We start from the raw sequence: 21,799 nt of genomic DNA, 5'->3' as shown, positions 1-21,799 counted from the left end.
GCAGGCAATAGCCCGCGTTGTCAGCCCCACTTTCGAGGAGGGTGTTTGGATTTGCCGACAGTCGCCTGAGCGCAAGCGTTTGCCGCCCCCGGCTGGTGGGGGGGGCGGCCTGCGATTTCACGATTCTGCAAACAACCCGCCCTATGTTGTGCCGATCTTCGGGGGAGGATAGGGGGCTGCCATGCAGGGGTTATCTGCACGATTCGAAAAGACTGATGCAGGAAGACGTGAAATCGCCACGCGCGGCGGCGTGCTCAGCCGCTCAAGCCGCGCGCTGCTCATCATGGTGGACGGGCAGGTCACGGGCGAGGACCTTGCCGTGCGTGCCGGTCAGCTCGGCCTGGAAGCGCAGGCCGTGTTCGAGCTGGTGCAGGCAGGTTTCATTCAAAGCGCAACCGATGTTGCCGGCGAGCCTGTCTTCGTTCAGGTGGCCCAGCCGCAACCCGAGACGCTCAAGCCTGCCGCACCGGCGCGCAAGCGTTCGCTGGCGGCGGCGCGCATGTATCTCATGGACATTGCGGCACGCACGTTCAGCTCGGCTGAGCATCCAGTCCGCCAGCGCCTGGTCGAGGCCACCGACCGCGCCTCTGTGGAAAGCGCGTTCGATGCGTTGCTGGCGGCTCTGCGTGAAGCCACATCGGCGTCGATGGTGGAGCAGGTGGAAGTGTCGTTCCGTGGGTTTCTGCCGGCCGAAGAAAGCGTGGCCGGCTAAGAGTCTTGCTTACGCGCGGCGCGACACGACCATGAAGTACCCGCAGGGCTCCGCCGTTTGATTGGCAAAACCGTGCTCCACGTTCGCCTCAAAGAAGAGTGAGTCGCCGGGCCCCAGGTATTCCTTGGCGTTTTTGAACTCGACGACGAGGTTGCCGATGGTTACCACGATCTGCTTTTCGGCCCCGGCAGGGTAGCCGGGCAGTATCCCGGTTGAGACGCCGGGCGGAAGGTAGTGATAGAGGAGTTCGACGCGCCCGCCGCCCGTTGCCGGTGAAACGATATGCCGCTCAAAGCCGGTTTCCGGATCGCGGAAGACGGGCCGCTCCGCTCGGCGCATGCGCACCACCGCGCCTTCTGATGCACCGCCCCCGGCCAGTTCCGTCAACGAGGTCTGCAGGTTATGGGCGATTTTGGCTGCAATCCCGATGGTCGGGCTTTTTTCTCCGCGCTCCACTTTGGACAGCATCGCCCGGCTGACGCCCGAGCGTTGGGAAAACTGTTCCAGCGTCAGCCCGGCGGCCTCCCGCAGCTTGCGCACACGCGCACCAAAGGCACGCGACGACGCCTCGTCGTCATCTTGCGGCCTCAAGTCTTCATCCTGCTTTGCCAACACGCCTCCTTTGCCTTACCGACGCAAACTCGCCGGGCTGACATTATGTCCACGATGGAAGAACGTCCAAGATGAAATGCCGTTTTTTCTTGCAAATATCTTCTATAGAAGATAGATTTCTCAGGAATAACCCAATGGGAGGCGAAGCATGGGCAGCATGAAACTGATTTCGCAAGGCCAGCGCTACGCTGCCTTTGAATTCGGCGATGTCCAGGTCGTCGCGCTGCGCGATGGCTACATCGACGTGCCGACGACGCGGCTGTGCCAGGCATCCGGCGAGCCCCTCGACACGCTGCCTGCCGGCGTTCCCGTCGTGAACGGTCAGCTGCGGTTGTCAGTCAACGCATTCCTGGTCGTCCACAAGGGCACGTCTGTGCTGATTGATGCCGGCGCATCGAACGCACTCGACGATTCGATGGGCGGCCTCCTAAGCGGATTGCAGGAGTGCGGCATCGACAGAAACACCATCACTCAGGTAGCGGTCACGCACACGCATGAAGACCATGTGCACGGGCTCATTGCTCCGGATGGTTCGGAGGCATTTCCCAAGGCGGAACGCATCCTGATCCCGAAGGAAGAGGTATCGGAAATCACCGGGCGGCTCGCGCCAGTGCGCGATCGTGTGGCACCGGTTGACGATGGGCTGATCGTCAGCGATCGGATCACCGCCGTGCGGGCCGCAGGGCATTCGCAAGGGCACACCGTCTATGAAGTCAGAAGCAGTGCCGGGCACCTTCTGGTGTGGGGCGACATCATTCACGTACCGTCCATTCAGTTCGGGCGTCCGGAACTGACCTGGGAGCTTGATGACAGCCAGCCCCAGGCACGTGCTACGCGCAAGGCGATCTTGGAAAAAACAGCGCGCCCGGACTACTACGTGGCGGGCGCGCATCTCGACTTTCCCGGTATCGGCCAGGTGATCAGGCGCGGTGAAGATTTTGCCTTCCAAGCCATTGAATCTCGCACGACGGGCCGTGATTAAGGCATCGGACCAGCCCGCGCTGAGCCTGCGCGTGCAGCCTCACGCTGCCTGCTGCGCCACCCCGTCCTTGAGCAGCCCCCGCGCCCGTTGATTCGACTTGTAGATGTTGTCGCGCACGGGCACCGCGCCGGTCTTCACGCTGTGCACCCATTCCTGGGTCGACATCACCGCCGCGAAGCGCGATTGCAGGACCACGCTGAACACGCGGTGGATCTCTTCCGCACTCGCAAAGCCGGCTTGGTTTTGATATGGCACCGCGCCCGACGCATCGTGCAGGAACTCCACCGCCGTGCCGTTGTGCAGGGCGTGATTGATCGTGGATGCATCGCAGTTGTGCGTCATGTAGCCGACCACGGCGAGCGTATCGATGCCGCGTGCTTCCAGCCATTGCGCCAGATCCGTCTCTGGATAGGCGCTCGGCAGAAGCTTGCGCAGATAGTGATCATGCGGGCGCGACGCCACCACGGGGTGCAGTTGCCAGCCGTCGGTGTCGATGGCAAACAGCGGCGAGCTGGCCGGCGAGGTCTGCTGCACGACGATCACCGGAATGCCCGCCTCGCGTGCCGCGTCCATGGCAGCACCAACGTTGGCCACAGTCTGCTGCGGGTCCGGATACTCGATCGGCAGGCCGCCGGTGAAGTATTCGTTCTGCACATCAATGACGATCAGGGCGCGCTTCGGGGCGGTGTTCGTGGTCATGGCTGACTCCTCAAGGTCGGTTGGATCGGGCATTTGCGTGAGCCCGTGGACAGCATCTTCGCGAATGACTATCCTTCCCGACAGTGGCCCGAAAGACGTTTATCGAAAGAATCGGGCCAAAGCGCGGAGCCTGTATGCAAGCCCAGTCATCTCAACCACCCCAGCATCCCCAGCAAGTCGCCGTTCTGGCCTTCAACGACATCAGCCCGTTTCACCTGTCCGTGCCGTGTCTTGTGTTTGAAGACCGCGTCTGGGCAGGGCTGCCGTCCTACAACCTGCGGATCTGCGCCGGCGAGCCCGCGAGGAAGGGCGGCCTGCGCACCACAGCCGGGTTTGCCGTGCAGACGGAGTTCATGCTCGAAGATGCCGCCCGCGCCGACGTGCTGATCGTGCCGTCATGGCGTGACACGGACGAGCGTCCGCCGGCGGCGATGGTGAACGCGGTGGGCGATGCCTATGCGCGCGGCGCAACGGTGGTCGGACTGTGCCTGGGCGCGTTTGTGCTGGCCGAAGCAGGCGTGCTCGACAGCCATGAGGCGACCACGCACTGGAGCGCCGCCGATGCGTTCTCGCAGCGCTACCCGCGCGTGAAGCTTGTGCCGGATGTGCTCTATCTGGACGCTGCCGACGGCCGTCTGGTGACCTCCGCAGGCACGGCCGCCGGGTTGGACTGCTGTCTGCACCTTGTGCGCCGTTGGCATGGCGCAGAGGTGGCCAACCGCATTGCACGGCGGCTGGTGGTCGCGCCGCACCGGCAGGGCGGCCAGGCGCAATACATCGAGCAACCGTTGCACGATGCCCCCGGCGGCGATCGCCTGTCGGATCTGCTGAACTGGACGGTGGCCAACCTGGCGCAGCCGCATTCGCTCGACTCGCTGGCGGAGCGCGCCGCCATGAGCCGGCGCAATTTCACGCGGCGCTTCCGTGAGTTGACTGGCACCACCGTCGGCCAATGGTTGCTGGGGCAGCGTCTGGCCTATGCGCAGCGCATGCTGGAGACCACGCGTCAGCCGGTCGAAGCGATTGCGCAACTTGCTGGCTTCGGCAGCGCGGTATCGTTGCGGCAGCATTTCAGCCGGACGTATCACACGTCGCCCAGCGCTTACCGCGCCTTGTTTGCGCAAGCCTAAAAAAAGCGGCTGATGAGCCGCTGTGTTGGTTACTTGCTCAGCTCGTGGCCGATGACGGCGCCGGCTGCGGCACCCCCGATCGTCCCGGCCGTGCTATGCGTCAGTTCGTGGCCGGCCACACCGCCTGCCACTGCACCGCCTGCCGTACACGCCGTGAGCGTGGGAGCCAGCACGGCAATCGCGCAGACCAGCGCTGTTTTCCATGCGTTCATGATGTCCTCCTGAGTCGCCGGCCAGAAGCAGCGGCCGGCATATCCCTCAGTCGAGCAAGGCGCGTGCCGCGCTCACATGAACAGCGGTGACAGCGATAGATGCGACAGCGCGATCACGATCACCTGCGCGATCACCAGCAGGATCAGCGGAGACAGATCGAGCCGCCCACCGAGCGGCGGCACCACGCGGCGGATCGGGCGCAAGAGCGGGTCGACCAGCGTGTTAAGCACGGCGCCCATCGGCGATGCCGGACCCATCCACGACAGGACGGCCGACGCAATCGTCACCCACACCAGCACGTTGAACGCCCACTTGAGCACCGTGAACAGCGCCGCCACAAAGCCCATCGGCACAAGCGCCACCGGGCTCAAGCCCACCGACGCGAGCAGCAGGAACAGATACACGAGTGCCGTGGCATACGCGGCCACCAGCGACGACCAGTCGATATAGCCCGTGGCGGGAATCACCCGGCGCAGCGGGTGCACCAGCCAGCCGGTCAGCTGGAAGATGGCCTGCGACAGCGGATTGCGCGGTGACAGCCGCACCGCTTGCGTCCAGGCGCGCAGCAGCAGCGCCGCGCCAAAGAGCGAGAAGATCGTGTCGAGCAGAAAACGCGTGATATCGCCGAACATGCGTCCGGTTCTCCTATGGTCAGGTCGGGCAAAAGCGCGCGGCAAACGCGCGTGCTGGGGCGCGGTATTGTCGCACGGCAATCTGACGGGGATCTGTGCGCCGATGCCTCTGCGCAGCCGCGGCGCATTCGCGTATTGTGGTGCCCGTTCGCTGTTTTCCCTGTGAGGAGACCTGCCTTGAAGCCCACCCTGTTTCGCGCGTTGTTGTCGCTGGCGTGCCTGTCTGCGGTGCCGCATGTGCATGCGCAGGCCGATACCACGTTCGCCGTCGAATCGCCTGCCTTTGCCGACAACGGCGTCATGGACCGCAAGTACGCCGGGAAGAACCCCGCCAACGCCAATTGCACGGGCGACAACGTCTCGCCGCCGCTGCACTGGTCCAACGTCCCGCCCGGTACCAACAGCCTCGTGCTGATTGCCACCGACCCGCAGGGCGCGGGCGGCCTGGGCGTGAACCACTGGATGGCTTACGGCATCCCGGCCACGCAGACGAGCCTGCCGGAAGGCGCCGGCTCCGACAGCGCGCTGCGCATGGGCCAGAACGCCATCGGCAAGCCGGCGTATCTCGGGCCGTGTCCGCCCAAGGGCACGGGCATGCACCACTACGTCTTTGTGCTGATCGCCACGGATCTGGCGCCGGACGCGTTGCCCAATGGGCTTACGCGGGCTGAACTCGACGCAGCCATCAAGGGGCACAGCAAAGGCGCCGCCGCCTGGATTGGCCGCTTCGGCAACTTCTGAAGAGAAGACGCTGGCCGCCGCGCTTACCGTGGCGCGGCCGGTTCCATGCCCTTGCGCTCGAGGAGGGCAGCCGCGTCCTTGCCATGCAGCGCCTGTATCAGCGCCTGTGCGTCTGCACGGTTCTTCGCATGGGGACTCACGCCCGCGGCATACACGGTGTAGTTTTGAACGGCTGCGGGCAAGGGCCCGACGTACTGGATGCGCGGCACCGCAAGCAGTTCGCTGATCTGATGCACGGCCAGCGCGGCGCTGCCATCGACGAGCCGCGTGCCCACCAGCCCGCCGTGAACAAGCACAGCCTTCGGCGCAATCGCCTGCGCAATGCCGAGCGTCTCGAAGAGCTTCGATAGATACATGCCAGACGATCCACCGGCTGCCGGGTCCAGATACGCCACCGAGGGCGCCGCCAACAAGGTCTGTCTGAACTGCTCGACCGTCGAGATATCGGGCCTGGAGGCGCCCTCGGGCACCGCCACACCAATGCCGACGCGGGCCACGCTGCTGAGCGTGGGTGCCAGATTGCCGGACGCGCTGAGGGCCTTTGCCACGGGCTCGGGCAGGATCGCCACGTCAAAGGCTTCGCCGTTCTGAATGCGCTTGGTCAGTTCGCCCGCCGTGCCGTTGGCGATGATCAGGTGGACACCGGCCGTGCGTTCGATCGACGGTGCCAGCGCGTCCAGCACGGGCCGGAATGCCCCGGCCGTGAGGACGCTGATGTCTGCAGCGCTTGCCGTGCCGACGGTGCAGACGGTGCCGGCGGTGCACAGCGCCAAGAGCGCTGCCAGAAACGGGATTCTCGAAATCACGATGCGGCTCCGATTACGTGTCGGTGCCGCACCTTAGCACTGCATGACAACGACAACCCACGGCAGATGCGGTCACAACCCCGCGACGGGGAAGCTCGCCTGCCAGACAGCGCTTTGCACGTTCACCGGTTTCGGAATCAGTTTCTGCTGCAGGAACAGGTCTGCAATCTGCTGCTGCGAAGCCACGATCTGTGGCGTGACCGGCGTGACGCCGTAGGGCACGCGGCGCAGCCAGGTCTCCACAACCGGCTGTTGGATGCCGAGCTTGGGTGCCAGCAGGGCGGCGGTTTCCTGCGGATGCTGATTCACCCACAGCCCGGCCGTGCGCAACTGGGCCAGGATGGCGTTGACCGCGCGCGGATGCGTGTTCACGAACTCCGGCGTGGCTTCGTAGAAGTTGAATACCGGCAGCTCGCTGAAATCGCCCAGCGTGCGTGTCTTCAACGCCTTCTGTGCCAGCGCGTAATACGGATCCCAAACGACCCACGCATCGACCGCACCACTCTCAAAGGCGGCCCGCGCCTCGGCCGGTGGCAGGTAGATCGGCTGAATATCCTGCACCGTGAGGTTGGCGCGACGAAGCAGCTGCACCAGCAGGTAGTTGGAGCTGGAGCCCTTCTGCAGCGCGATGCGCTTGCCTTTCAGGTCAGCCACGCTGTGCGCGGGTGAGTTGTCCAGCACGAACAGCGCCTCGTTGGTCTTGCCGCCCGGCTCGGCCCCCACATAGACAAGGCGTGCGCCTGCGGCCTGCGCAAACACGGCCGGCGGCGCGCCGGTGTAGCCGAACTCAATGCTGCCGGTGTTGAGCGCCTCCAGCAGTTGAGGCCCGGCAGGGAATTCCTTCCATTCCACCTTGTAGCCAAGCTCGGCCAGCGGTTTGTCGAGCGCGCCTTGCGCTTTCAGCACCGCCAGCAGTCCGGCTTTCTGAAACCCGATACGCACCGTGGTCGGGTCGGCGGCCTGCGTCAGGCCTGCGCACAGCGCTATGCCGGCGCCAAGCAATGCGGCCAGCCAGCGTCGGCGGCCAGATGGGGTGGTGTGGGGCGAATGGCTTTGCATGGTTCCTCCTGCGTCGTCTGTGTTGCGCAGCTGATGCTACGGACAGCACACGCACGAAGGAACGAACAAGATTGCATGTGGATAGACGCCGCCAACGTCAACCCGGCGCTGCAGTGGCGGCAAGCTCCGCCAGATACGCCCACGGATAGATGCCGCGCGCATGTCCATCACTGAAAACCAGTTGCACGCCGTAACCCGCAGGCGCGATGGTGGTGACGCGCACGGCCGCCGGCACGTTGATCGGCGTGCCGTGATGGCGCTTGAACTGGCACTCCGCGCAGCGGCACGCCTTGCGCAATGCCGCGTGGTCGAGTGAGACCACGGCGTCTGTCCAGTGCAGCCGCAGCCGGCCTTGTGCGACGTCGTTGTCGATGCGCTCAGGGGGTTGCACGGGCGCTCTCGATTTGTGCCAAGGCGATCCGCACCGCCTTGACGACTTCAGGGTCGCCGTCGGTTTCTGCGCTGCGCAGGGCGGGCAGGGCAGAGGGTTCACCGATTTCGCCCAAGGCGAGCGCGGCTTCCTTGCGCAGATTGCTGATCGGGTGCGTGAGCAGCGCGGCGAGCGCATCGACGGCATGCGCAGCGCGCCACCGGCCGAGCGCCCGGGCGGCCTGCAGGCGGACTTGCCAATACGCATCGGCCAGCGCCTCGACCAACGCTTGCGTGACATGCGCATCGGGAGCGAGCGCCCGCAGCTTGCCGAGCGTGCTGGCGCTCTCCTCGCGCACGCGCCAGGCGGTGTCGCGCAGCGCAGCGAGCAACGCGGGCAGCACGGCGGCATCGGTGGCGAGGCCGAGGGCGCCAACTGCGGCACGGCGCACATCGACATCTGCGTCATGACGTGCGCGTTCCGCCAGCGCAGGCAATGCGCCCACATGCTTGCGCCAGCCGAGCACCGCAACGGCCTCGCGGCGCACGGCGGCGTCAACGTCTTGCAGCGCGTGAAGCGCGGGCGCTTCGCTCTCGGGCACGCGCAGCTCACGCAAACCGCGCAACGCGGCGGCGCGCACAAAGGCGCTGGCATGGTCGACGTAAGGCAACAGCGCGGGCGCCGAGTCGGGCGATTTCAAATCCGCCAGGCCGATTGCCGCTGCGTCACGCACGGTGCCATCCGCGTCTTCCAGCGCACGGGCAAGGGCGGCCACGGTGTCCGGCTGTTCCCAGGTCGCCAGGATGCGCGCGGCTTCGAGCCGGATTTCCGGCGCCGGGTCCTGCGCAAGCAGCGCAATCACATCGGGCAGCGCGTCGGCGTCTTCCGCATCGGCAAGCTGGAGGAGGGCGACGCGGCGGGTGGCGGCGTCTGCGTCGTGCAGGCGCGCCAGGAGGGTTGTCGTCATCGCTACCTCAGCGCAGCAGATACGGAATGTCGACCTTCACCGCGCCGGTCGGGCAGTCCTGCTCGCAGGGCATGCAGTACCAGCATTCGTCGAATTGCATGAAGGCCTTGCCTTTGGTCAGGTCGATGGCGAGCAGGTCGAGCGGGCAGACATCGACGCACACGGTGCAGCCCTTGTCGGCAATGCACTTGGCTTCGTCGATGGTGACGGGCGCGCTGCTGCGGGAGGTGATGTCGTGCGGCGTGTGGGTGAAATGAACGGTCGTCTGTTGCATGGTCATGCAGCCTTCGGAATGCGCATGTGCGCGTAGGAATCGGTGCCGAGCACATCGACTGGGATGACGTACGGTTCAACAGCCTGCTTGCGGCTGGCCATGGCGCCGTGTGCGTCCTTGTACAGGCGCGTATGACAGAACCAGTTGGCGTCGTCGCGTTCGGGGTAATCCACGCGATGGTGATACAGGCCCCAGCGGCTTTCGGTGCGGAAGAGCGAGGCGCGCGCGGCCATCTCGGCGCAATCGCGGATGAAGCTGACTTCCATCGCGCGCATCAGCTCGTGCGGGTTGCTCGCGTGCAGGTGCGTGATGTCTTCGGCAATCTCGTCGAAGCGGCGCAGGCCGATTTCCATCTTGCGCGTGACCTTGGGCGGTTGCAGGTAATCGTTCACCATGCGGCGCAGCTTGTATTCCACCTGCGCGGGGGCGAGGCCGTGGTCGCGCTGCAGCGGCGCAAAGATGCGCGCGCGCTCGCGGGCGATCTGTTCGGCGTCGATGCGGGCGTCGCCTTGCCGGCCGGCGATGTAGTCCGCCGCGTTCTGGCCCGCGAACCAGCCGTACGTGAACGCACCGAGCATGTAGTTGTGCGGCACCGCAGCCATGTCGCCCGCCGCGTAAAGGCCTGGCACGGTGGTTTCCGCGCGCGCATTCACATACACGCCAGACGCGCTGTGCCCGCTGCAGAAGCCGATTTCGGAGATGTGCATCTCCACCATCTGCGTGCGGTAATCGGTGCCCCGCCCCGCGTGGAAGCGGCCGCGGCTCGGGCGCTCGTTGGTGTGCAGAATCGTCTCGATGGTCTGGATGGTTTCTTCGGCCAGGTGGTCGAGCTTGAGAAACACCGGGCCCTTGCCGCCCTGCAGCTCCTGGTAGAACTCCCACATCATCTGGCCGCTCCAGTAGTCGCACTGGATGAAGCGCTCGCCGCGGGCGTTGGCCGTGTAGCCGCCCAGCGGGCCGGTCACATATGCGCAGGCGGGGCCGTTGTAATCCTTGATGAGTGGGTTGATCTGGAAGCATTCCAGGTTGGAAAGCTCCGCGCCCGCGTGATACGCCATCGCGTAGCCATCGCCGGCGTTGGTGGGGTTCTCGTATGTGCCCATCAGGTAGCCGGACGACGGCAAACCGAGCCGCCCAGCCGCACCGCAACTCAGCACCACGGCCTTTGCGTGCACCACGAGAAAATCTGCCGTTCGGCAGTCGAAGCCGAGCACGCCGCAGGCCGCCCCATCGGCATCCGTCAGCACACGCGTGACGACGATGCGGTTCGTGATCTCCACCCGCGCACGCTTGAGCTGGCGATACAGCACCTTCTTGATGTCGTGCCCCTCCGGCATCGGCAGCACGTAGCTGCCCATGTGGTGGACCTTCTTGACGGCGTAGTCGCCGGTTTCGTCCTTCTCGAACTTCACGCCCCAGCGGTCGAGCTGCTCGATGGTGGCAAAGCTGTGTTGCGCATAGGCATACACGCCCGATTGATCGACGATGCCATCGTTGGCCAAGGTGATTTCGCGCGTGTATTGCTCGGGCGTGGCATGCCCGGGAATGACGGCGTTGTTCAGCCCATCCATGCCCATCGAGATGGCGCCGCTGCGCTTCACGTGCGCTTTGTCGATCAGCAGCACACGCAGCGCGGGGTTGCGTTCTTTTGCCTTGATGGCCGCCATCGGGCCGGCCGTGCCGCCGCCCACGACGACGAGGTCGTACTCCAGTTCCAACGTGTTCATACGGTGCCTTGCAAAGGGAGGATGGATTGCGCATGCGTCGCCACTTGCCGATCCAGTCGGAGCCGGTACTGGAAGGCGTCGCCGCGAAAATAAAGGCGTTCAAAGTCGATGGGCGTGCCTTGTGCGTCATGCGTCAGGCGCTCCACACGCAGCAGCGCTGCGCCTGCGCCCGTGTCGAGCGCGGTGGCCGTGGCGTGATCGGTCAATGCCGCATCGATGGCGAGCGTGGCATGGCCCAGCGCCACACCCGCGTCCTGCTCCAGCACGAGAAACACATCGCGCGTGGCGAGGTCCGCCCGGGCGACGATGCTGCCAAGTGCGTCCGGCAGCCACGTCACCTCAAGCGACACCGGCACCTGATCCAGCAACCGCAGGCGATGCAATTCCGTGACGGGCGTATCGGGCGCCAGTTGCAGCGCCTGCGCCACATCGGTTGGCGCAGGCACCGTTTGCAGCTTCAGCACGCGATTGCGAATGGCGTGACCGTGTGCCGACATCGCCTCGGCAAAGCCCTGCAGCGCAGTCACGTTCTGAAACGCCTTTGGCTGGCTCACAAACGAGCCTTTTCCGTGACGGCGGAAGATCAGCCCTTCGTTCTGCAGATCTGCCAACGCCTGACGCACGGTGATGCGGCTGGCGTTGAAATGCGCGCCCAGCGCCGCTTCTGACGGCAGCAGCGATGCTGGCGCGTAGTGACCGTTGCGAATGCCCTCGCGCAGCGCGCCCTTGATGCGCTCATAGAGCGGCGGGGCAGGTTGGCGGTGCAAATTAGAGGTGGTCATCGATGGGCGCAACTCGTCATAACAAGTGCGCCCAGTGTAAAAAGCAGACGTATGCAGCGGAACGAAGCTTTTTCGATATGCATGCTCGGTTTCTGACACGCACGGCCGCTATAGTTGCGAGATTGTTTTAAGCCCCCCGCGCGCCGCGCACGCGGGCCGGCATCAGATGTACGGAGCGCCGCGTCTCAGACGGCGCACGAAAACAACGGATACGGGTGATGGACCAGGGCGCACGCCTGCAAGATTTTTCCGCCGGCTTTGCTGACACATTGCGGCAAGCCATGCACGACGTCGACTTCGAGTGGCTCTCGTTTGGCCTGATGGAATACATCGGCGAGGCGGGCAAGCAGCGGGGCGAGCAACGCGTGCTCTACAACACCAACTCCCCCGCCGGCTGGGAAGAGCGCTATCTGGAGCAGCGCCATTTCGAGATCGACCCGCGCATCGCACTGCAGGGGGACTGCGGCTTGCCCCTGGCATGGGACATCCCTTACCTGCGTGAGCGCGTATGCGCCGACCATGCCGACCCTCGCATTGAAACCTTCTTTGCCGACCTGGTGCGCTTCAACCTGAATAGCGGCATCGTGTGGGGCGCGCCATTGCGCCATCAGATGACGCCGCGCTCCACCTGGATCGTCTTCTGCAGCCTGTCTTCATCCAAGCCCGATCGTGCCTGGATGAACGACACGGTGATGGGCGGCGCCATGCGCATCATCGTGCGTGCCTGCACGCATCTGGAAGAAGCCCGCGACAGCGCTCAGCGCAACAAGGAGATTGCCACGCGCGCATCGCTACCCGCGCACGTCCTGCGCCGCGTGATGGAGTTTGTGGAAGCCAACGTGACGCAGCCGATCAGCGTGCGCGACATGGCCGACATTGCAGACTTGAGCGTGCATCACTTCGCCCGCAGCTTCAAAGAAGCCAGCGGCCGCACGCCGCACCAGTACGTGACCGAACGCCGCCTGCAACTTGCCAGCCGTCTGCTGACCGAGACGCGCATGTCCGTCCTGGAGATCGCAACCGCGGTGGGCTTTGAGAGCGCGAGCCACTTTGCGCTGGTCTTCCGCCGCCGCCAGGGCCTGTCGCCCAATGACTTCCGCCGCCAGCGCGTGGCGTTTTCGCACGTGGCGGCATCGCTGGCGGAATCTCGCTGAGCAGACTGGGGGGCTGCCATCGTTGCGCGCGATTTTGGTGCGCTGCACGATATGCAAACACCCTGTCTGATATCAAAAGCGATATCGGTTGGCCCCCAAAAAAACATTAGACGGTCATGTCAGGCTGTCAATACCATGGCTCACCACGAATCGCCGGCAGGGGAAGACGGTCGCCCCTGCTGAGTTTGACTCGTGTACCGCGTTGCAAAGACGACGTGCGCAGCCCCGGGGGCAGTTACCGGCTGCGCTCCACCATAACGGAGACAAACGATGAAAAAAACCAGCGCTTCGTGCGCCAGACGGACCGTGTTGAGCTTGCTGGCCACGGCCGGCGTGCTGCTGGCCACGGGCCTGACCACCGCGGCTCACGCGGCTGACAAGTCGTTCACCATGGGTTTTGCCCAGGTGGGTGCCGAGAGCGAATGGCGCACCGCCAATTCCGAGTCCATCAAATCGACGGCCAAGGCGCAGGGCGTGAACCTGAAGTTTTCCGACGCGCAGCAGAAGCAGGAAAACCAGATCAAGGCGATTCGCTCGTATATCGCGCAGAAGGTCGATGTGATTGCGTTCTCTCCGGTGGTGGAATCCGGCTGGGACACCGTGCTGCAGGAGGCCAAGGCCGCGAAGATTCCAGTCATCCTGACCGACCGCGGTATCGACAGCAAGGACACGTCGCTCTACACCACGTTCATCGGCTCGGACTTTGTCGAGGAAGGCCGCAAGGCGGGACGCTGGCTGCTTGAGAACGTCAAGCCCAAGGGCGGCGACGTGAACATCGTCGAGCTGCAAGGCACCGTCGGCTCCGCGCCTGCCATCGACCGCAAGCGCGGCTTTGAAGAAATCATCAAGGCCGATCCGCACTACAAGATCATCCGCTCGCAAACCGGCGACTTCACCCGCGCCAAGGGCAAGGAGGTGATGGAAGCCTTCCTCAAGGCCGAGGGCAAGAAGATCAACGTGCTGTTCGCGCACAACGACGACATGGCGATCGGTGCGATCCAGGCCATTGAAGAGGCCGGGCTCAAGCCGGGCAAGGACATCACCATCATCTCCATCGACGGCGTGAAGGGCGCGTTTGAAGCCATGATGGCCGGCAAGCTCAACGTCACGGTGGAATGCAGCCCGCTGCTCGGGCCGCAACTGATGGATACCGCGCGCGCCGTGCTGGCGGGCAAGACCGTGCCCAAGCGTATCGTCACCAAGGAAGGCATCTTCCCGATGGACGTGGCGGCCAAGGAGTTTCCGAACCGCAAGTACTGATCCTGCTGCACGGCCCGATCTTGGCACCCGGTTTGCCAAATTCGTACTCGCCGTATTTATGTACGGCTGCCGATTTGGACAACTCGTCCTGCCAACCTCGGGCCGCTCGCTACGGATCATGAACAGGTTCCGAGCGGGCCGGCAGGGCGACTTTGTTTCGCCATGCCGGCTGCGCCACGTTAACAGGTGACATCCATGTTGGATCACGTTGATCATGCCGCCGCCACAGATGCCCGTGGCGCGTTGCTTCACATGCGCGGCATTTCCAAGAACTTTCCCGGCGTGCAGGCGCTGGCCGCGGTCGATTTCCGCTTGTTTCCCGGTGAAGTGCATGCCTTGATGGGGCAGAACGGCGCCGGCAAGTCGACGCTTATCAAGGTGCTGACTGGCGTTGAGGCGCCCGATGCGGGCGAGATCGTGCTCGGCGGTCAGCCCATCGCGCCAAGCTCGCCGCTGGACGCGCAGAAGCTCGGCATCAGCACGGTGTATCAGGAGGTCAATCTCTGTCCGAACCTGACCGTGGCAGAGAACATCCACATCGGCCGCTTCCCGATGCGCATGGGCAGCATCGACTGGCGCGCCACCAACCGCGCCGCGCAGGCGCTGCTGGCCGATCTGAACATCCACATCGACGTGACGCTGCCGCTGTCGCTCTATCCGGTGGCCATTCAGCAGATGGTGGCAATTGCGCGCGCGCTATCCACCGAAGCCCGCATCCTGATCCTGGACGAGCCAACGTCCAGCCTGGACGACGACGAAGTGGCGCGCCTGTTTGCCGCCATTCGCACGCTCAAGGCGCGCGGCATGGCCGTGTTGTTCGTCACACATTTTCTGGAGCAGACCTACGCCATTGCCGACCGCATTACCGTGCTGCGCAACGGCCGGCTGGAGGGCGAATACGCCGCGCGCGATCTGCCGCAACTGCAATTGATCAACAAGATGGTCGGGCGCGACATTGATGCAAGCCGCTTCGAGCGCACCGAGGTGCCGGCGGTGGATGACTCCGCGCCAGCGTTCCTGAGCGCGCGTGGCATGGGCCGCCGTGGTGTCGTGCAGCCGCTCGATCTGGACGTCCGCCCCGGGCAGGTGCTGGGCCTGGGCGGGCTGCTGGGCTCGGGCCGCACCGAGACCGCGCGCCTGCTGTTTGGCGTTGATCGCAACGATGCGGGCTCGATCAACGTGCAGGGCCAGTCGCATCAGTTCAGTTCCCCACGTGACGCCATCCGTCAGGGCATCGGCTTCTGCCCGGAAGACCGCAAGACCGAGGGCATCATTGCCGAGCTGTCGATTCGCGAGAACATCATCCTCGCGCTGCAGGCCAAGCGTGGGCTGTTCCGCTATCTGCCCAAGAAGCGCCAGCGCGAGATTGCCGACCAGTACATCGCCCAGCTCGGCATCAAGACGCCCGACGCTGAAAAGCCCATCGGCCAGCTCTCGGGCGGCAACCAGCAGAAGGCCGTGCTCGCACGCTGGCTGGCGACCGACCCGGCCATGCTGATCCTGGACGAGCCCACGCGCGGCATCGACATTGCCGCCAAGCTCGACATCATGGACCTGGTGATCGCGCAGTGCCGCAAGGGTATGGCCATCCTGTTCATCTCCAGCGAGCTGCCGGAAGTGCTGCGTGTGAGCCACCGGCTGGCGATCCTGCGCGATCGCAAGAAGGTGGGCGAGCTTGCCGGCTCCGATGTGACCGAAGACAACCTGTGCCACGTGATTGCCGGCGGCGACGTGCCTGCCGGTCAGTCCAACACCCAGTCCAACACCACCGGAGGCGCAGCATGAACTCCGCCAACCTGCGAGCGCTCACCGGCCACAGATTGTTCTGGCCGTGCGTGACGCTACTCCTGCTGTGTCTGCTCAACGCGTGGTTCAACCCGCATTTCTTTCACCTCGACATTCGCGGTGGACACCTGTACGGCAGCCTGATCGACATCCTCAACCGTGCCGCGCCGCTGATGCTCATATCCCTGGGCATGACGCTGGTGATTGCCGTGGGCGGCATCGATATTTCAGTGGGCGCGGTGGTGGCCATCTCCGGCGCCATTGCGGCGTCGCTCATCGGCGGCACGCTGGTGGTACAGAACGGCTTGCCTGTCTACGTGACCAAGGTGCCGCTGCTGCTGGCGCTGCTGGCTGCCGTGGGCGTAGCGCTGGTATGCGGCCTGTGGAATGGCCTGCTGGTGGCGGGTGCAGGCATGCAGCCCATCATTGCCACGCTGATCCTGATGGTGGCCGGGCGCGGCGTGGCGCAACTCATTACCGGTGGCCAGATCATCACCGTCTACTACGAGCCGTTCTTCTTTGTGGGCAACGGCTATCTGTTCGGGCTGCCGTTCGGCCTGTACATCGCGGCCGCTGTGCTGGGCCTGTTGCTCCTGTTGATGCATCGCACGGCGCTGGGGCTGTTTATCGAGGCCGTCGGCATCAACCCGGTGGCCGCGCGGCTTGCGGGGCTCAACACCAAGGCGCTGCTGTTTGGCATCTATGGATTTTGCGGTGCCATGGCCGGCGTTGCGGGGCTCATCATCTGCTCCAACGTCAAGAGCGCGGACGGCAACAACGCCGGGCTGCTGCTGGAGCTTGACGCCATCCTGGCCGTCACGCTGGGCGGTACCTCGCTGGCGGGCGGCAAGTTCAGCCTGTGGGGCAGCGTGATTGGCGCGCTGATCATTCAGACGCTCACCTATGCGATCTACTCGATGGGCGTGCCGCCCGAGATCAACCTCGTGGTGAAAGCCGTGGTGGTGTTTGCCGTGTGCCTGGCGCAATCGGAAGCGTTTCGCGGCATGTTCTTTCAACGCCAAAGCCGTGCAGGGGCGCAGTCATGAGAGTCAATCCACGGCGCTTGCCGTTCTACGTCACGCTGTTCCTGTTTGCGCTGCTGTTCGGCTTTGGGTCTGTGACTTACACGGGCTTCTTCAGCGTGCAGGTGTTTCTCAATCTGCTGATCGACAACGCGTTCCTGATGGTCGTCGCCATTGGCATGACGTTCGTCATTCTGTCGGGCGGCATCGATCTGTCGGTGGGCGCGGTGGTGGCCCTTACCACCATGATCTCCGCCGCGCTGGTCGAACATCACGGCTGGTCGATTGGCGTGGTGGTGCCGCTGGTGCTCGTTGTCGGGTGCCTGTTCGGCTTGATGATGGGCGTGCTGATCCAGGTGTTCCGCATCCAGCCGTTCATCGTCACGCTGGGCGGCATGTTCCTCGCGCGGGGGCTGTGCTACCTCATCAGCATTGATTCGATCAGCATTACGGACCCGATCTACACCACGCTGTCGCAATACAAGATCCAGGTGGGCGGCGGCAACTACGTGTCGCCCAGCGTGGTGATTGCGCTGGTGGTGTTTGCTACCGCGGCGTGGCTTGCACATTGCAGCCGCTTCGGCCGCACGGTCTATGCGCTGGGCGGCAATGAACGCTCGGCTTTGCTGATGGGCTTGCCGGTGGCGCGCACGCGCATCCTCGTCTATGTGCTCAGCGGTTTCTGCTCGGCACTGGGCGGCGTGCTGGTCACGTTCTACATGCTCTCCGGCTACGGACTGCATGCCCAGGGCATGGAACTGGACGCCATTGCCGCCACCGTGGTCGGTGGCACGTTGCTCACAGGTGGCGTGGGGCTGATCAGCGGTAGCGTGGTGGGCGTGCTGTTGCTCGGCGTCATCCAGTCGTTGATCACCTTTGACGGCACGCTCAGCTCCTGGTGGGCGCGCATCGCCATTGGGGTGTTGCTGTGCGTGTTCTGCCTCATGCAGCGTTTCCTAGGGCGCGCGCAACGCGGGGTGTCCGTACCGCCGTCCAGCCCACACAAGCCGGTTCAGCGCCCGACTGAAACGGCCAAGGACACACCTGCTTCGGCCATCGTCATGCGATCACACGCCATGCCGCCGTTCAACTAGGCAGGCACGCTCACGCAGCTTGAAGTCGGTCCGTCGCGCGTACGGACCGGCTCTCGGATGTCTCCCCTCACGCACCCGAATCGCCAAAGCACGCACTGATGCAGAGCGCAATGTGAGCGCTTTGACTCACGCACTTAAGGTATCTCGCGGCCTACCGATATGCAGATTCAGAACATCCAACATTCCGGAGCACGTGCCTCCGGATAAACAGGTCGGGGGAAATCATGCCGTCTATCGTGCATTCGGTGCGCTTCAAATTGCTTGGGGCGTTTGGTCTGTGTCTGGTGCTGCTGCTGGCCACAGGTGTGTTTGGGGTGCGGGGCCTGATGCGCCTGAACGCCAACATTGGCGACGCCTACACGGGCAACACGCTGCCTATCGCGCAGCTTGCCGAGCTTCGGACGGCGCAACTGGATGTACGCCTGCAATTGCGCCGCGCGCAGGTCTTCAAGGACGACGCATCGCAGGTCGCAGCGGCCGTGCGCACCATGCGTGCGGATATGGACCAGATCAACGGCGCGTGGAAGCAGTACTACCCCGCCAGCGTGACGAGCGAACAGGAACGCGAGGTCGCCAGCAAGATCAACGACGCCCTGCCGCAATTCAACACCGCCACGAACGAAGCGATTGAAGCGTTGCAGGCAGGTCACCATGATGCTGCCTCGCAGATCATCAACCACCACGCCCAATCCGGCCAGGCCGTGAGCGAACTGCTGGCAAAAGACATTGCCATCAATCTGGAACAGGCCAAGTTGGCCGTCGACGATAGCGAAGCAACTTATCACTCCATCTTCAGCATGGCTGTTGTGCTGGTGTGCGCTGGGTTTGCGGTGGGCGTGGGCATGTGCTGGTATCTGCTGCGTGCGATCTCTCGGCCGCTCAGCCGAGCGGTGGACGTTGCCAACCATATTGCCGGTGGGCGGTTGGAGAACAACATCGTGATCGACACGCAGGGCGAGTTTGGTGAGCTGCTGGCCGCACTGCGCACAATGGATCAGCAGTTGACCGACACGGTGCGCGGCATCAAGGTATCGGCCGAATCCGTGACGGTGGCGTCCAAGGAGATTGCAGCCGGCAACATTGATCTGTCTGCCCGCACGGAGCAGCAGGCCGCATCGCTTGAGGAAACCGCGTCGAGCATGACGCAGTTGACCGAGACCGTGAAGCAGAACGCCGAGAACGCCGCCCAGGCCGACAGCCTCGCCTCCAGCGCCAGCACCATCGCGCAGGCAGGCAACGAAGCCGTGCAGGCCATGGTCGGCACGATTGACCAGATCAGCACCAGCTCGGGCAAGATCTCCGAGATCACGGGGCTGATCGAAGGCATCGCGTTCCAGACCAACATCCTCGCGTTGAATGCCGCGGTGGAAGCCGCGCGCGCTGGCGAGCAGGGCAGGGGCTTTGCCGTTGTTGCCAGTGAGGTTCGCACGCTTGCGCAACGCTCCGCTTCTGCCGCCAAGGAGATCAAGGGGCTGATTGGCGACTCCGTTGCCGTGGTGCAGGCGGGCTCGCAACAGGCGGCTGCGGTGGGCGAGACCATGAGCGAAGTGAAGGATGCCATCCGCCGCGTATCGGAGATCGTGGCCGAGATTGCCGCCGCCTCTGCCGAGCAAAGCCGGGGCATCGAGCAGGTCAATCAGGCCGTCACGCAGATGGACGAAGTCACACAGCAGAACGCCGCGCTGGTCGAGCAGGCCGCAGCGGCAGCGCAATCGCTGGAAGAACAGGCGACGACGCTGCGGCGCGCCGTATCGGTATTCCGTCTGTCGGATGGCGCCAGCGGGCCCGCGTTTGCCTGAGCACCGGTGACAAGCCTCTTAGGCGCTGCCCGCTACGGCACCGCCGGGCCTTGAAAAGGTTGTTTCGTGCAACTATATTGGTTGCGCGAAACAACTAATCGAGGCCGGTATGGACTTCATTGAAGCGCCCACGCAATCACGCGAGCAGACCATCCGCGAGCTGCGGGAGATTTCGCGCAAGCTCGTTCGCGAGCTTGGCTTCATGCGCAACACGCTGGCTGAGAGCGATCTGCCGCCCTCTGCAGTGCACGCGATCCTGGAGATTGCCGGCTCGCCGGGCATTCAGGCACGCGACCTGGCCGAACGCCTGCGGCTGGACAAATCGAGCACCAGCCGCCAGGTCACCCGGCTGGAATCCGCCGGCCTGGTCGAGCGCCGCACCTGTGCAGACGACGCCCGATCTTCCGAACTGCACCTCACCAAAGACGGCCAGCAATTGCGGCGCAAGATCGACGCCTTCGCTTCCGGCCAAGTCTCCAATGCGCTGCGACACCTGACGCCCGCAGACCAGCAACGGCTGGTTGCATCGCTGTCGCAATACGTCAGCGCGCTGGCCGACGACAACGACCACAAGCCCGCGCAAGCCCCCGCTGACGCGGGCCCCCAGATCGTGCAAGGCTACGTGCCCGGCTGCATTGGCGATATCGCCAGCCTGCATGGCCGGTTCTACGCGCAACATTGGGGGTTTGGCGTGTTCTTCGAGCGCCGCGTCGCCAAGGAACTGGCCGACTTTGCGCAATCCCTGCCCGACGCCAACAAGGCACTCTGGCTGTGTGTGGAGAACAACCGCTGCCTCGCATCGCTCGCCATTGACGGAAACTCGGACACGCGCGTTGCACACCTGCGCTGGTTCATCGTGGATGATTCACTGCGTGGCACCGGTATTGGCCGTAAGCTCATGTCGCAGGCCATGCGCTTTGTCGACGAGCGCTTTGACGAGACTTACCTCAACACCTTCAAGGGCCTGGATGCTGCCCGCCACCTGTACGAATCGTTCGGCTTTCAACTTACGCATGAAGAAGCCGGAACGCAGTGGGGCAGCACCGTAACCGAACAGCAATTCCGCCGCCGCAAACAGGGCTGACGTTGCGTCACCCCCGGCGCACAAGGAGACCGCACGTGACATCGCAACTCAATCTGGACGCCTACTTCAACCGCATCCAGTGGGGCGGCGGCACCCGCCCCAGCTACGACACGCTCGCGCAGTTGGTGCACGCGCACATGCGGCACATTCCGTTTGAGAACCTCGACGTGCTGCTCGGGCGCGGCATCCGGATCGACCTGGAAAGCCTGCAGAACAAGCTCGTTCACGCACGCCGCGGTGGCTACTGTTTTGAGCACGCCACCTTGTTTGCCGCCGTGCTGGAGCAGCTTGGCTTTCAGCCGACCCGTCACTCGTCGCGCGTGGTATTGCTCGCCCCGCGCACGGAGGCGCCGCGCACCCACATGTTTCTGACGGTGCCGTTGCCCGAAGGCACCTTCGTCGTCGACCCAGGTTTTGGCGCGCTCGCCCCGCGTGTGCCTGTGCCGCTGGACGGCACGCAGGCCAATATCGACGGCGAACTGCACTGGATGGCGCGCGATGAAGACCGCTGGATACTCCGCGCACAGGTGCGCAGCGACACGCCCGTCGACGCCTGGGTCACCACGATGGAGCGGGACTACCCGATCGATTTCGAAATGGCGAACCACTACACGAGCACGTATCCGGCGTCGCCGTTCATGAACCGCATCCTCATGCGGGCATTGACCGACGAAGGGCGCGTGACGGTGATGAATCGGGACGCCACGATCTGGCGCGGGAATACGCCGCACAGGTTTGAATTGGAAGACCGGAGGGCGTTGCGGGGGTTGTTGGCTGAGTACTTTGGGATTGACTTGCCGGAGGTGGAGGGGATGCCGGTGCCGGGGGTGGAGGCGTGGGCCTGAGAAAGCAGGTTTTGTAAGTCACCCACCGAGATTTCGTAGCCGTACCGGAG

23 protein-coding genes are annotated in these 21,799 nt (G+C 64.3%); 12 read left to right on the top strand and 11 right to left on the bottom strand.

Annotated features, from left to right (window positions below; genetic code table 11):
- The first annotated feature begins 250 nt into the window (after positions 1-250).
- A complete protein-coding gene (locus BM136_RS12585; RefSeq protein ID WP_254775671.1) occupies positions 251-712 on the top strand; it encodes a hypothetical protein in 462 nt (153 codons plus the stop codon).
- A gap of 9 nt (positions 713-721) precedes the next feature.
- On the opposite strand, the gene BM136_RS12580 is transcribed toward BM136_RS12585, so the two are convergent.
- Positions 722-1,324: a helix-turn-helix domain-containing protein gene (locus BM136_RS12580; protein ID WP_092972148.1), complete on the bottom strand. Its 603-nt coding sequence runs from the start codon at positions 1,322-1,324 to the stop codon at positions 722-724.
- A gap of 157 nt (positions 1,325-1,481) precedes the next feature.
- On the opposite strand from BM136_RS12580, the gene BM136_RS12575 reads away from it, so the two are divergent.
- Complete coding sequence (locus BM136_RS12575) at positions 1,482-2,306, top strand: MBL fold metallo-hydrolase (protein WP_092972321.1); 825 nt, start codon at positions 1,482-1,484, stop codon at positions 2,304-2,306.
- A gap of 39 nt (positions 2,307-2,345) precedes the next feature.
- Here BM136_RS12575 and BM136_RS12570 read toward each other — a convergent pair whose 3' ends face one another.
- Positions 2,346-3,005, bottom strand: a complete 660-nt coding sequence (locus BM136_RS12570; RefSeq protein ID WP_092972147.1) for a cysteine hydrolase family protein — start codon at positions 3,003-3,005, stop codon at positions 2,346-2,348.
- A gap of 134 nt (positions 3,006-3,139) precedes the next feature.
- Between BM136_RS12570 and BM136_RS12565 the strand changes: the two genes are divergently transcribed.
- Entirely contained in the window at positions 3,140-4,135 is a 996-nt protein-coding gene (locus tag BM136_RS12565) for a GlxA family transcriptional regulator (protein WP_092972146.1), read from the top strand.
- A 29-nt stretch (positions 4,136-4,164) separates the two neighbouring features.
- On the opposite strand, the gene BM136_RS12560 is transcribed toward BM136_RS12565, so the two are convergent.
- Together BM136_RS12560 and BM136_RS12555 are read right to left on the bottom strand one after the other, a co-directional pair.
- Positions 4,165-4,347 (bottom strand): glycine zipper 2TM domain-containing protein, encoded by a 183-nt coding sequence (locus BM136_RS12560; RefSeq protein ID WP_092972145.1) that lies wholly within the window; start codon positions 4,345-4,347, stop codon positions 4,165-4,167.
- Positions 4,348-4,419: 72 nt separating this feature from the next.
- On the bottom strand, positions 4,420-4,980 hold the full coding sequence (locus BM136_RS12555; RefSeq protein WP_092972144.1) for a YggT family protein: 561 nt from the start codon (positions 4,978-4,980) through the stop codon (positions 4,420-4,422).
- 177 nt (positions 4,981-5,157) lie between these two features.
- On the opposite strand from BM136_RS12555, the gene BM136_RS12550 reads away from it, so the two are divergent.
- A complete protein-coding gene (locus BM136_RS12550; RefSeq protein WP_092972143.1) occupies positions 5,158-5,721 on the top strand; it encodes a YbhB/YbcL family Raf kinase inhibitor-like protein in 564 nt (187 codons plus the stop codon).
- A 23-nt stretch (positions 5,722-5,744) separates the two neighbouring features.
- On the opposite strand, the gene BM136_RS12545 is transcribed toward BM136_RS12550, so the two are convergent.
- The 7 genes from BM136_RS12545 to BM136_RS12515 all read right to left on the bottom strand — a co-directional run bounded on the left by BM136_RS12545 (position 5,745) and on the right by BM136_RS12515 (position 11,706).
- Positions 5,745-6,527: a molybdate ABC transporter substrate-binding protein gene (locus tag BM136_RS12545; RefSeq protein ID WP_175537124.1), complete on the bottom strand. Its 783-nt coding sequence runs from the start codon at positions 6,525-6,527 to the stop codon at positions 5,745-5,747.
- A 72-nt stretch (positions 6,528-6,599) separates the two neighbouring features.
- Positions 6,600-7,586 (bottom strand): sulfonate ABC transporter substrate-binding protein, encoded by a 987-nt coding sequence (locus BM136_RS12540; protein WP_092972141.1) that lies wholly within the window; start codon positions 7,584-7,586, stop codon positions 6,600-6,602.
- Between the two features lie 97 nt (positions 7,587-7,683).
- A complete protein-coding gene (locus BM136_RS12535; protein WP_092972140.1) occupies positions 7,684-7,977 on the bottom strand; it encodes a DUF971 domain-containing protein in 294 nt (97 codons plus the stop codon).
- Positions 7,964-8,923, bottom strand: a complete 960-nt coding sequence (locus BM136_RS12530) for a HEAT repeat domain-containing protein (RefSeq protein WP_092972139.1) — start codon at positions 8,921-8,923, stop codon at positions 7,964-7,966. Before BM136_RS12530 ends, BM136_RS12535 begins: the two co-directional genes overlap by 14 nt.
- A 7-nt stretch (positions 8,924-8,930) precedes the next feature.
- Positions 8,931-9,197 (bottom strand): 4Fe-4S dicluster domain-containing protein, encoded by a 267-nt coding sequence (locus BM136_RS12525; protein WP_004627681.1) that lies wholly within the window; start codon positions 9,195-9,197, stop codon positions 8,931-8,933.
- Positions 9,198-9,199: 2 nt separating this feature from the next.
- Positions 9,200-10,924, bottom strand: coding sequence for a fumarate reductase/succinate dehydrogenase flavoprotein subunit (locus tag BM136_RS12520; protein ID WP_092972138.1), 1,725 nt, complete (start codon positions 10,922-10,924; stop codon positions 9,200-9,202).
- The gene (locus BM136_RS12515) at positions 10,921-11,706 is read right to left on the bottom strand and encodes a GntR family transcriptional regulator (protein ID WP_092972137.1); all 786 of its coding nucleotides are present in this window, start codon (positions 11,704-11,706) and stop codon (positions 10,921-10,923) included. Before BM136_RS12515 ends, BM136_RS12520 begins: the two co-directional genes overlap by 4 nt.
- Before the next feature lie 218 nt (positions 11,707-11,924).
- Between BM136_RS12515 and BM136_RS12510 the strand changes: the two genes are divergently transcribed.
- The 8 genes from BM136_RS12510 (at position 11,925) to BM136_RS12475 (ending at position 21,749) form a co-directional block, all read left to right on the top strand.
- The gene (locus BM136_RS12510) at positions 11,925-12,860 is read left to right on the top strand and encodes a helix-turn-helix domain-containing protein (protein WP_092972136.1); all 936 of its coding nucleotides are present in this window, start codon (positions 11,925-11,927) and stop codon (positions 12,858-12,860) included.
- A 270-nt stretch (positions 12,861-13,130) separates the two neighbouring features.
- Positions 13,131-14,120 carry an ABC transporter substrate-binding protein gene (locus tag BM136_RS12505; protein ID WP_092972135.1) on the top strand — a complete coding sequence of 330 codons (990 nt, stop codon included), beginning with the start codon at positions 13,131-13,133 and terminating at the stop codon, positions 14,118-14,120.
- A 195-nt stretch (positions 14,121-14,315) separates the two neighbouring features.
- A complete protein-coding gene (locus BM136_RS12500) occupies positions 14,316-15,905 on the top strand; it encodes a sugar ABC transporter ATP-binding protein (protein ID WP_092972134.1) in 1,590 nt (529 codons plus the stop codon).
- Positions 15,902-16,951, top strand: coding sequence for an ABC transporter permease (locus BM136_RS12495; protein ID WP_092972133.1), 1,050 nt, complete (start codon positions 15,902-15,904; stop codon positions 16,949-16,951). Before BM136_RS12500 ends, BM136_RS12495 begins: the two co-directional genes overlap by 4 nt.
- Positions 16,948-18,021: a galactofuranose ABC transporter, permease protein YjfF gene (yjfF, locus tag BM136_RS12490; protein WP_092972132.1), complete on the top strand. Its 1,074-nt coding sequence runs from the start codon at positions 16,948-16,950 to the stop codon at positions 18,019-18,021. The genes BM136_RS12495 and yjfF overlap by 4 nt, the downstream gene beginning before the upstream one ends.
- A gap of 224 nt (positions 18,022-18,245) precedes the next feature.
- Complete coding sequence (locus BM136_RS12485; protein ID WP_092972131.1) at positions 18,246-19,820, top strand: methyl-accepting chemotaxis protein; 1,575 nt, start codon at positions 18,246-18,248, stop codon at positions 19,818-19,820.
- Between the two features lie 109 nt (positions 19,821-19,929).
- Complete coding sequence (locus tag BM136_RS12480) at positions 19,930-20,904, top strand: helix-turn-helix domain-containing GNAT family N-acetyltransferase (protein WP_092972130.1); 975 nt, start codon at positions 19,930-19,932, stop codon at positions 20,902-20,904.
- A gap of 35 nt (positions 20,905-20,939) precedes the next feature.
- Positions 20,940-21,749: an arylamine N-acetyltransferase family protein gene (locus BM136_RS12475; protein WP_092972129.1), complete on the top strand. Its 810-nt coding sequence runs from the start codon at positions 20,940-20,942 to the stop codon at positions 21,747-21,749.
- Positions 21,750-21,799: the final 50 nt, after the last annotated feature.

The organism is Ralstonia sp. NFACC01 (assembly GCF_900115545.1).
GTDB lineage: Bacteria > Pseudomonadota > Gammaproteobacteria > Burkholderiales > Burkholderiaceae > Ralstonia > Ralstonia mojiangensis.
This window is presented reverse-complemented; position numbering and strand designations above follow the sequence as displayed.

What these genes read in the sequence shown, in the direction of transcription:
- BM136_RS12510 (WP_092972136.1), top strand. Translation starts at nt 11,925, where the DNA reads ATGGACCAGGGCGCACGCCTGCAAGATTTTTCCGCCGGCTTTGCTGAC.
- BM136_RS12495 (WP_092972133.1), top strand. Translation starts at nt 15,902, where the DNA reads ATGAACTCCGCCAACCTGCGAGCGCTCACCGGCCACAGATTGTTCTGG.
- BM136_RS12480 (WP_092972130.1), top strand. Translation starts at nt 19,930, where the DNA reads ATGGACTTCATTGAAGCGCCCACGCAATCACGCGAGCAGACCATCCGC.
- BM136_RS12530 (WP_092972139.1), bottom strand. Translation starts at nt 8,923, where the DNA reads ATGACGACAACCCTCCTGGCGCGCCTGCACGACGCAGACGCCGCCACC.
- BM136_RS12560 (WP_092972145.1), bottom strand. Translation starts at nt 4,347, where the DNA reads ATGAACGCATGGAAAACAGCGCTGGTCTGCGCGATTGCCGTGCTGGCT.
- BM136_RS12505 (WP_092972135.1), top strand. Translation starts at nt 13,131, where the DNA reads ATGAAAAAAACCAGCGCTTCGTGCGCCAGACGGACCGTGTTGAGCTTG.
- BM136_RS12525 (WP_004627681.1), bottom strand. Translation starts at nt 9,197, where the DNA reads ATGCAACAGACGACCGTTCATTTCACCCACACGCCGCACGACATCACC.
- BM136_RS12570 (WP_092972147.1), bottom strand. Translation starts at nt 3,005, where the DNA reads ATGACCACGAACACCGCCCCGAAGCGCGCCCTGATCGTCATTGATGTG.
- yjfF (WP_092972132.1), top strand. Translation starts at nt 16,948, where the DNA reads ATGAGAGTCAATCCACGGCGCTTGCCGTTCTACGTCACGCTGTTCCTG.
- BM136_RS12520 (WP_092972138.1), bottom strand. Translation starts at nt 10,924, where the DNA reads ATGAACACGTTGGAACTGGAGTACGACCTCGTCGTCGTGGGCGGCGGC.
- BM136_RS12515 (WP_092972137.1), bottom strand. Translation starts at nt 11,706, where the DNA reads ATGACCACCTCTAATTTGCACCGCCAACCTGCCCCGCCGCTCTATGAG.
- BM136_RS12565 (WP_092972146.1), top strand. Translation starts at nt 3,140, where the DNA reads ATGCAAGCCCAGTCATCTCAACCACCCCAGCATCCCCAGCAAGTCGCC.
- BM136_RS12540 (WP_092972141.1), bottom strand. Translation starts at nt 7,586, where the DNA reads ATGCAAAGCCATTCGCCCCACACCACCCCATCTGGCCGCCGACGCTGG.
- BM136_RS12500 (WP_092972134.1), top strand. Translation starts at nt 14,316, where the DNA reads ATGTTGGATCACGTTGATCATGCCGCCGCCACAGATGCCCGTGGCGCG.
- BM136_RS12575 (WP_092972321.1), top strand. Translation starts at nt 1,482, where the DNA reads ATGAAACTGATTTCGCAAGGCCAGCGCTACGCTGCCTTTGAATTCGGC.
- BM136_RS12485 (WP_092972131.1), top strand. Translation starts at nt 18,246, where the DNA reads ATGCCGTCTATCGTGCATTCGGTGCGCTTCAAATTGCTTGGGGCGTTT.
- BM136_RS12555 (WP_092972144.1), bottom strand. Translation starts at nt 4,980, where the DNA reads ATGTTCGGCGATATCACGCGTTTTCTGCTCGACACGATCTTCTCGCTC.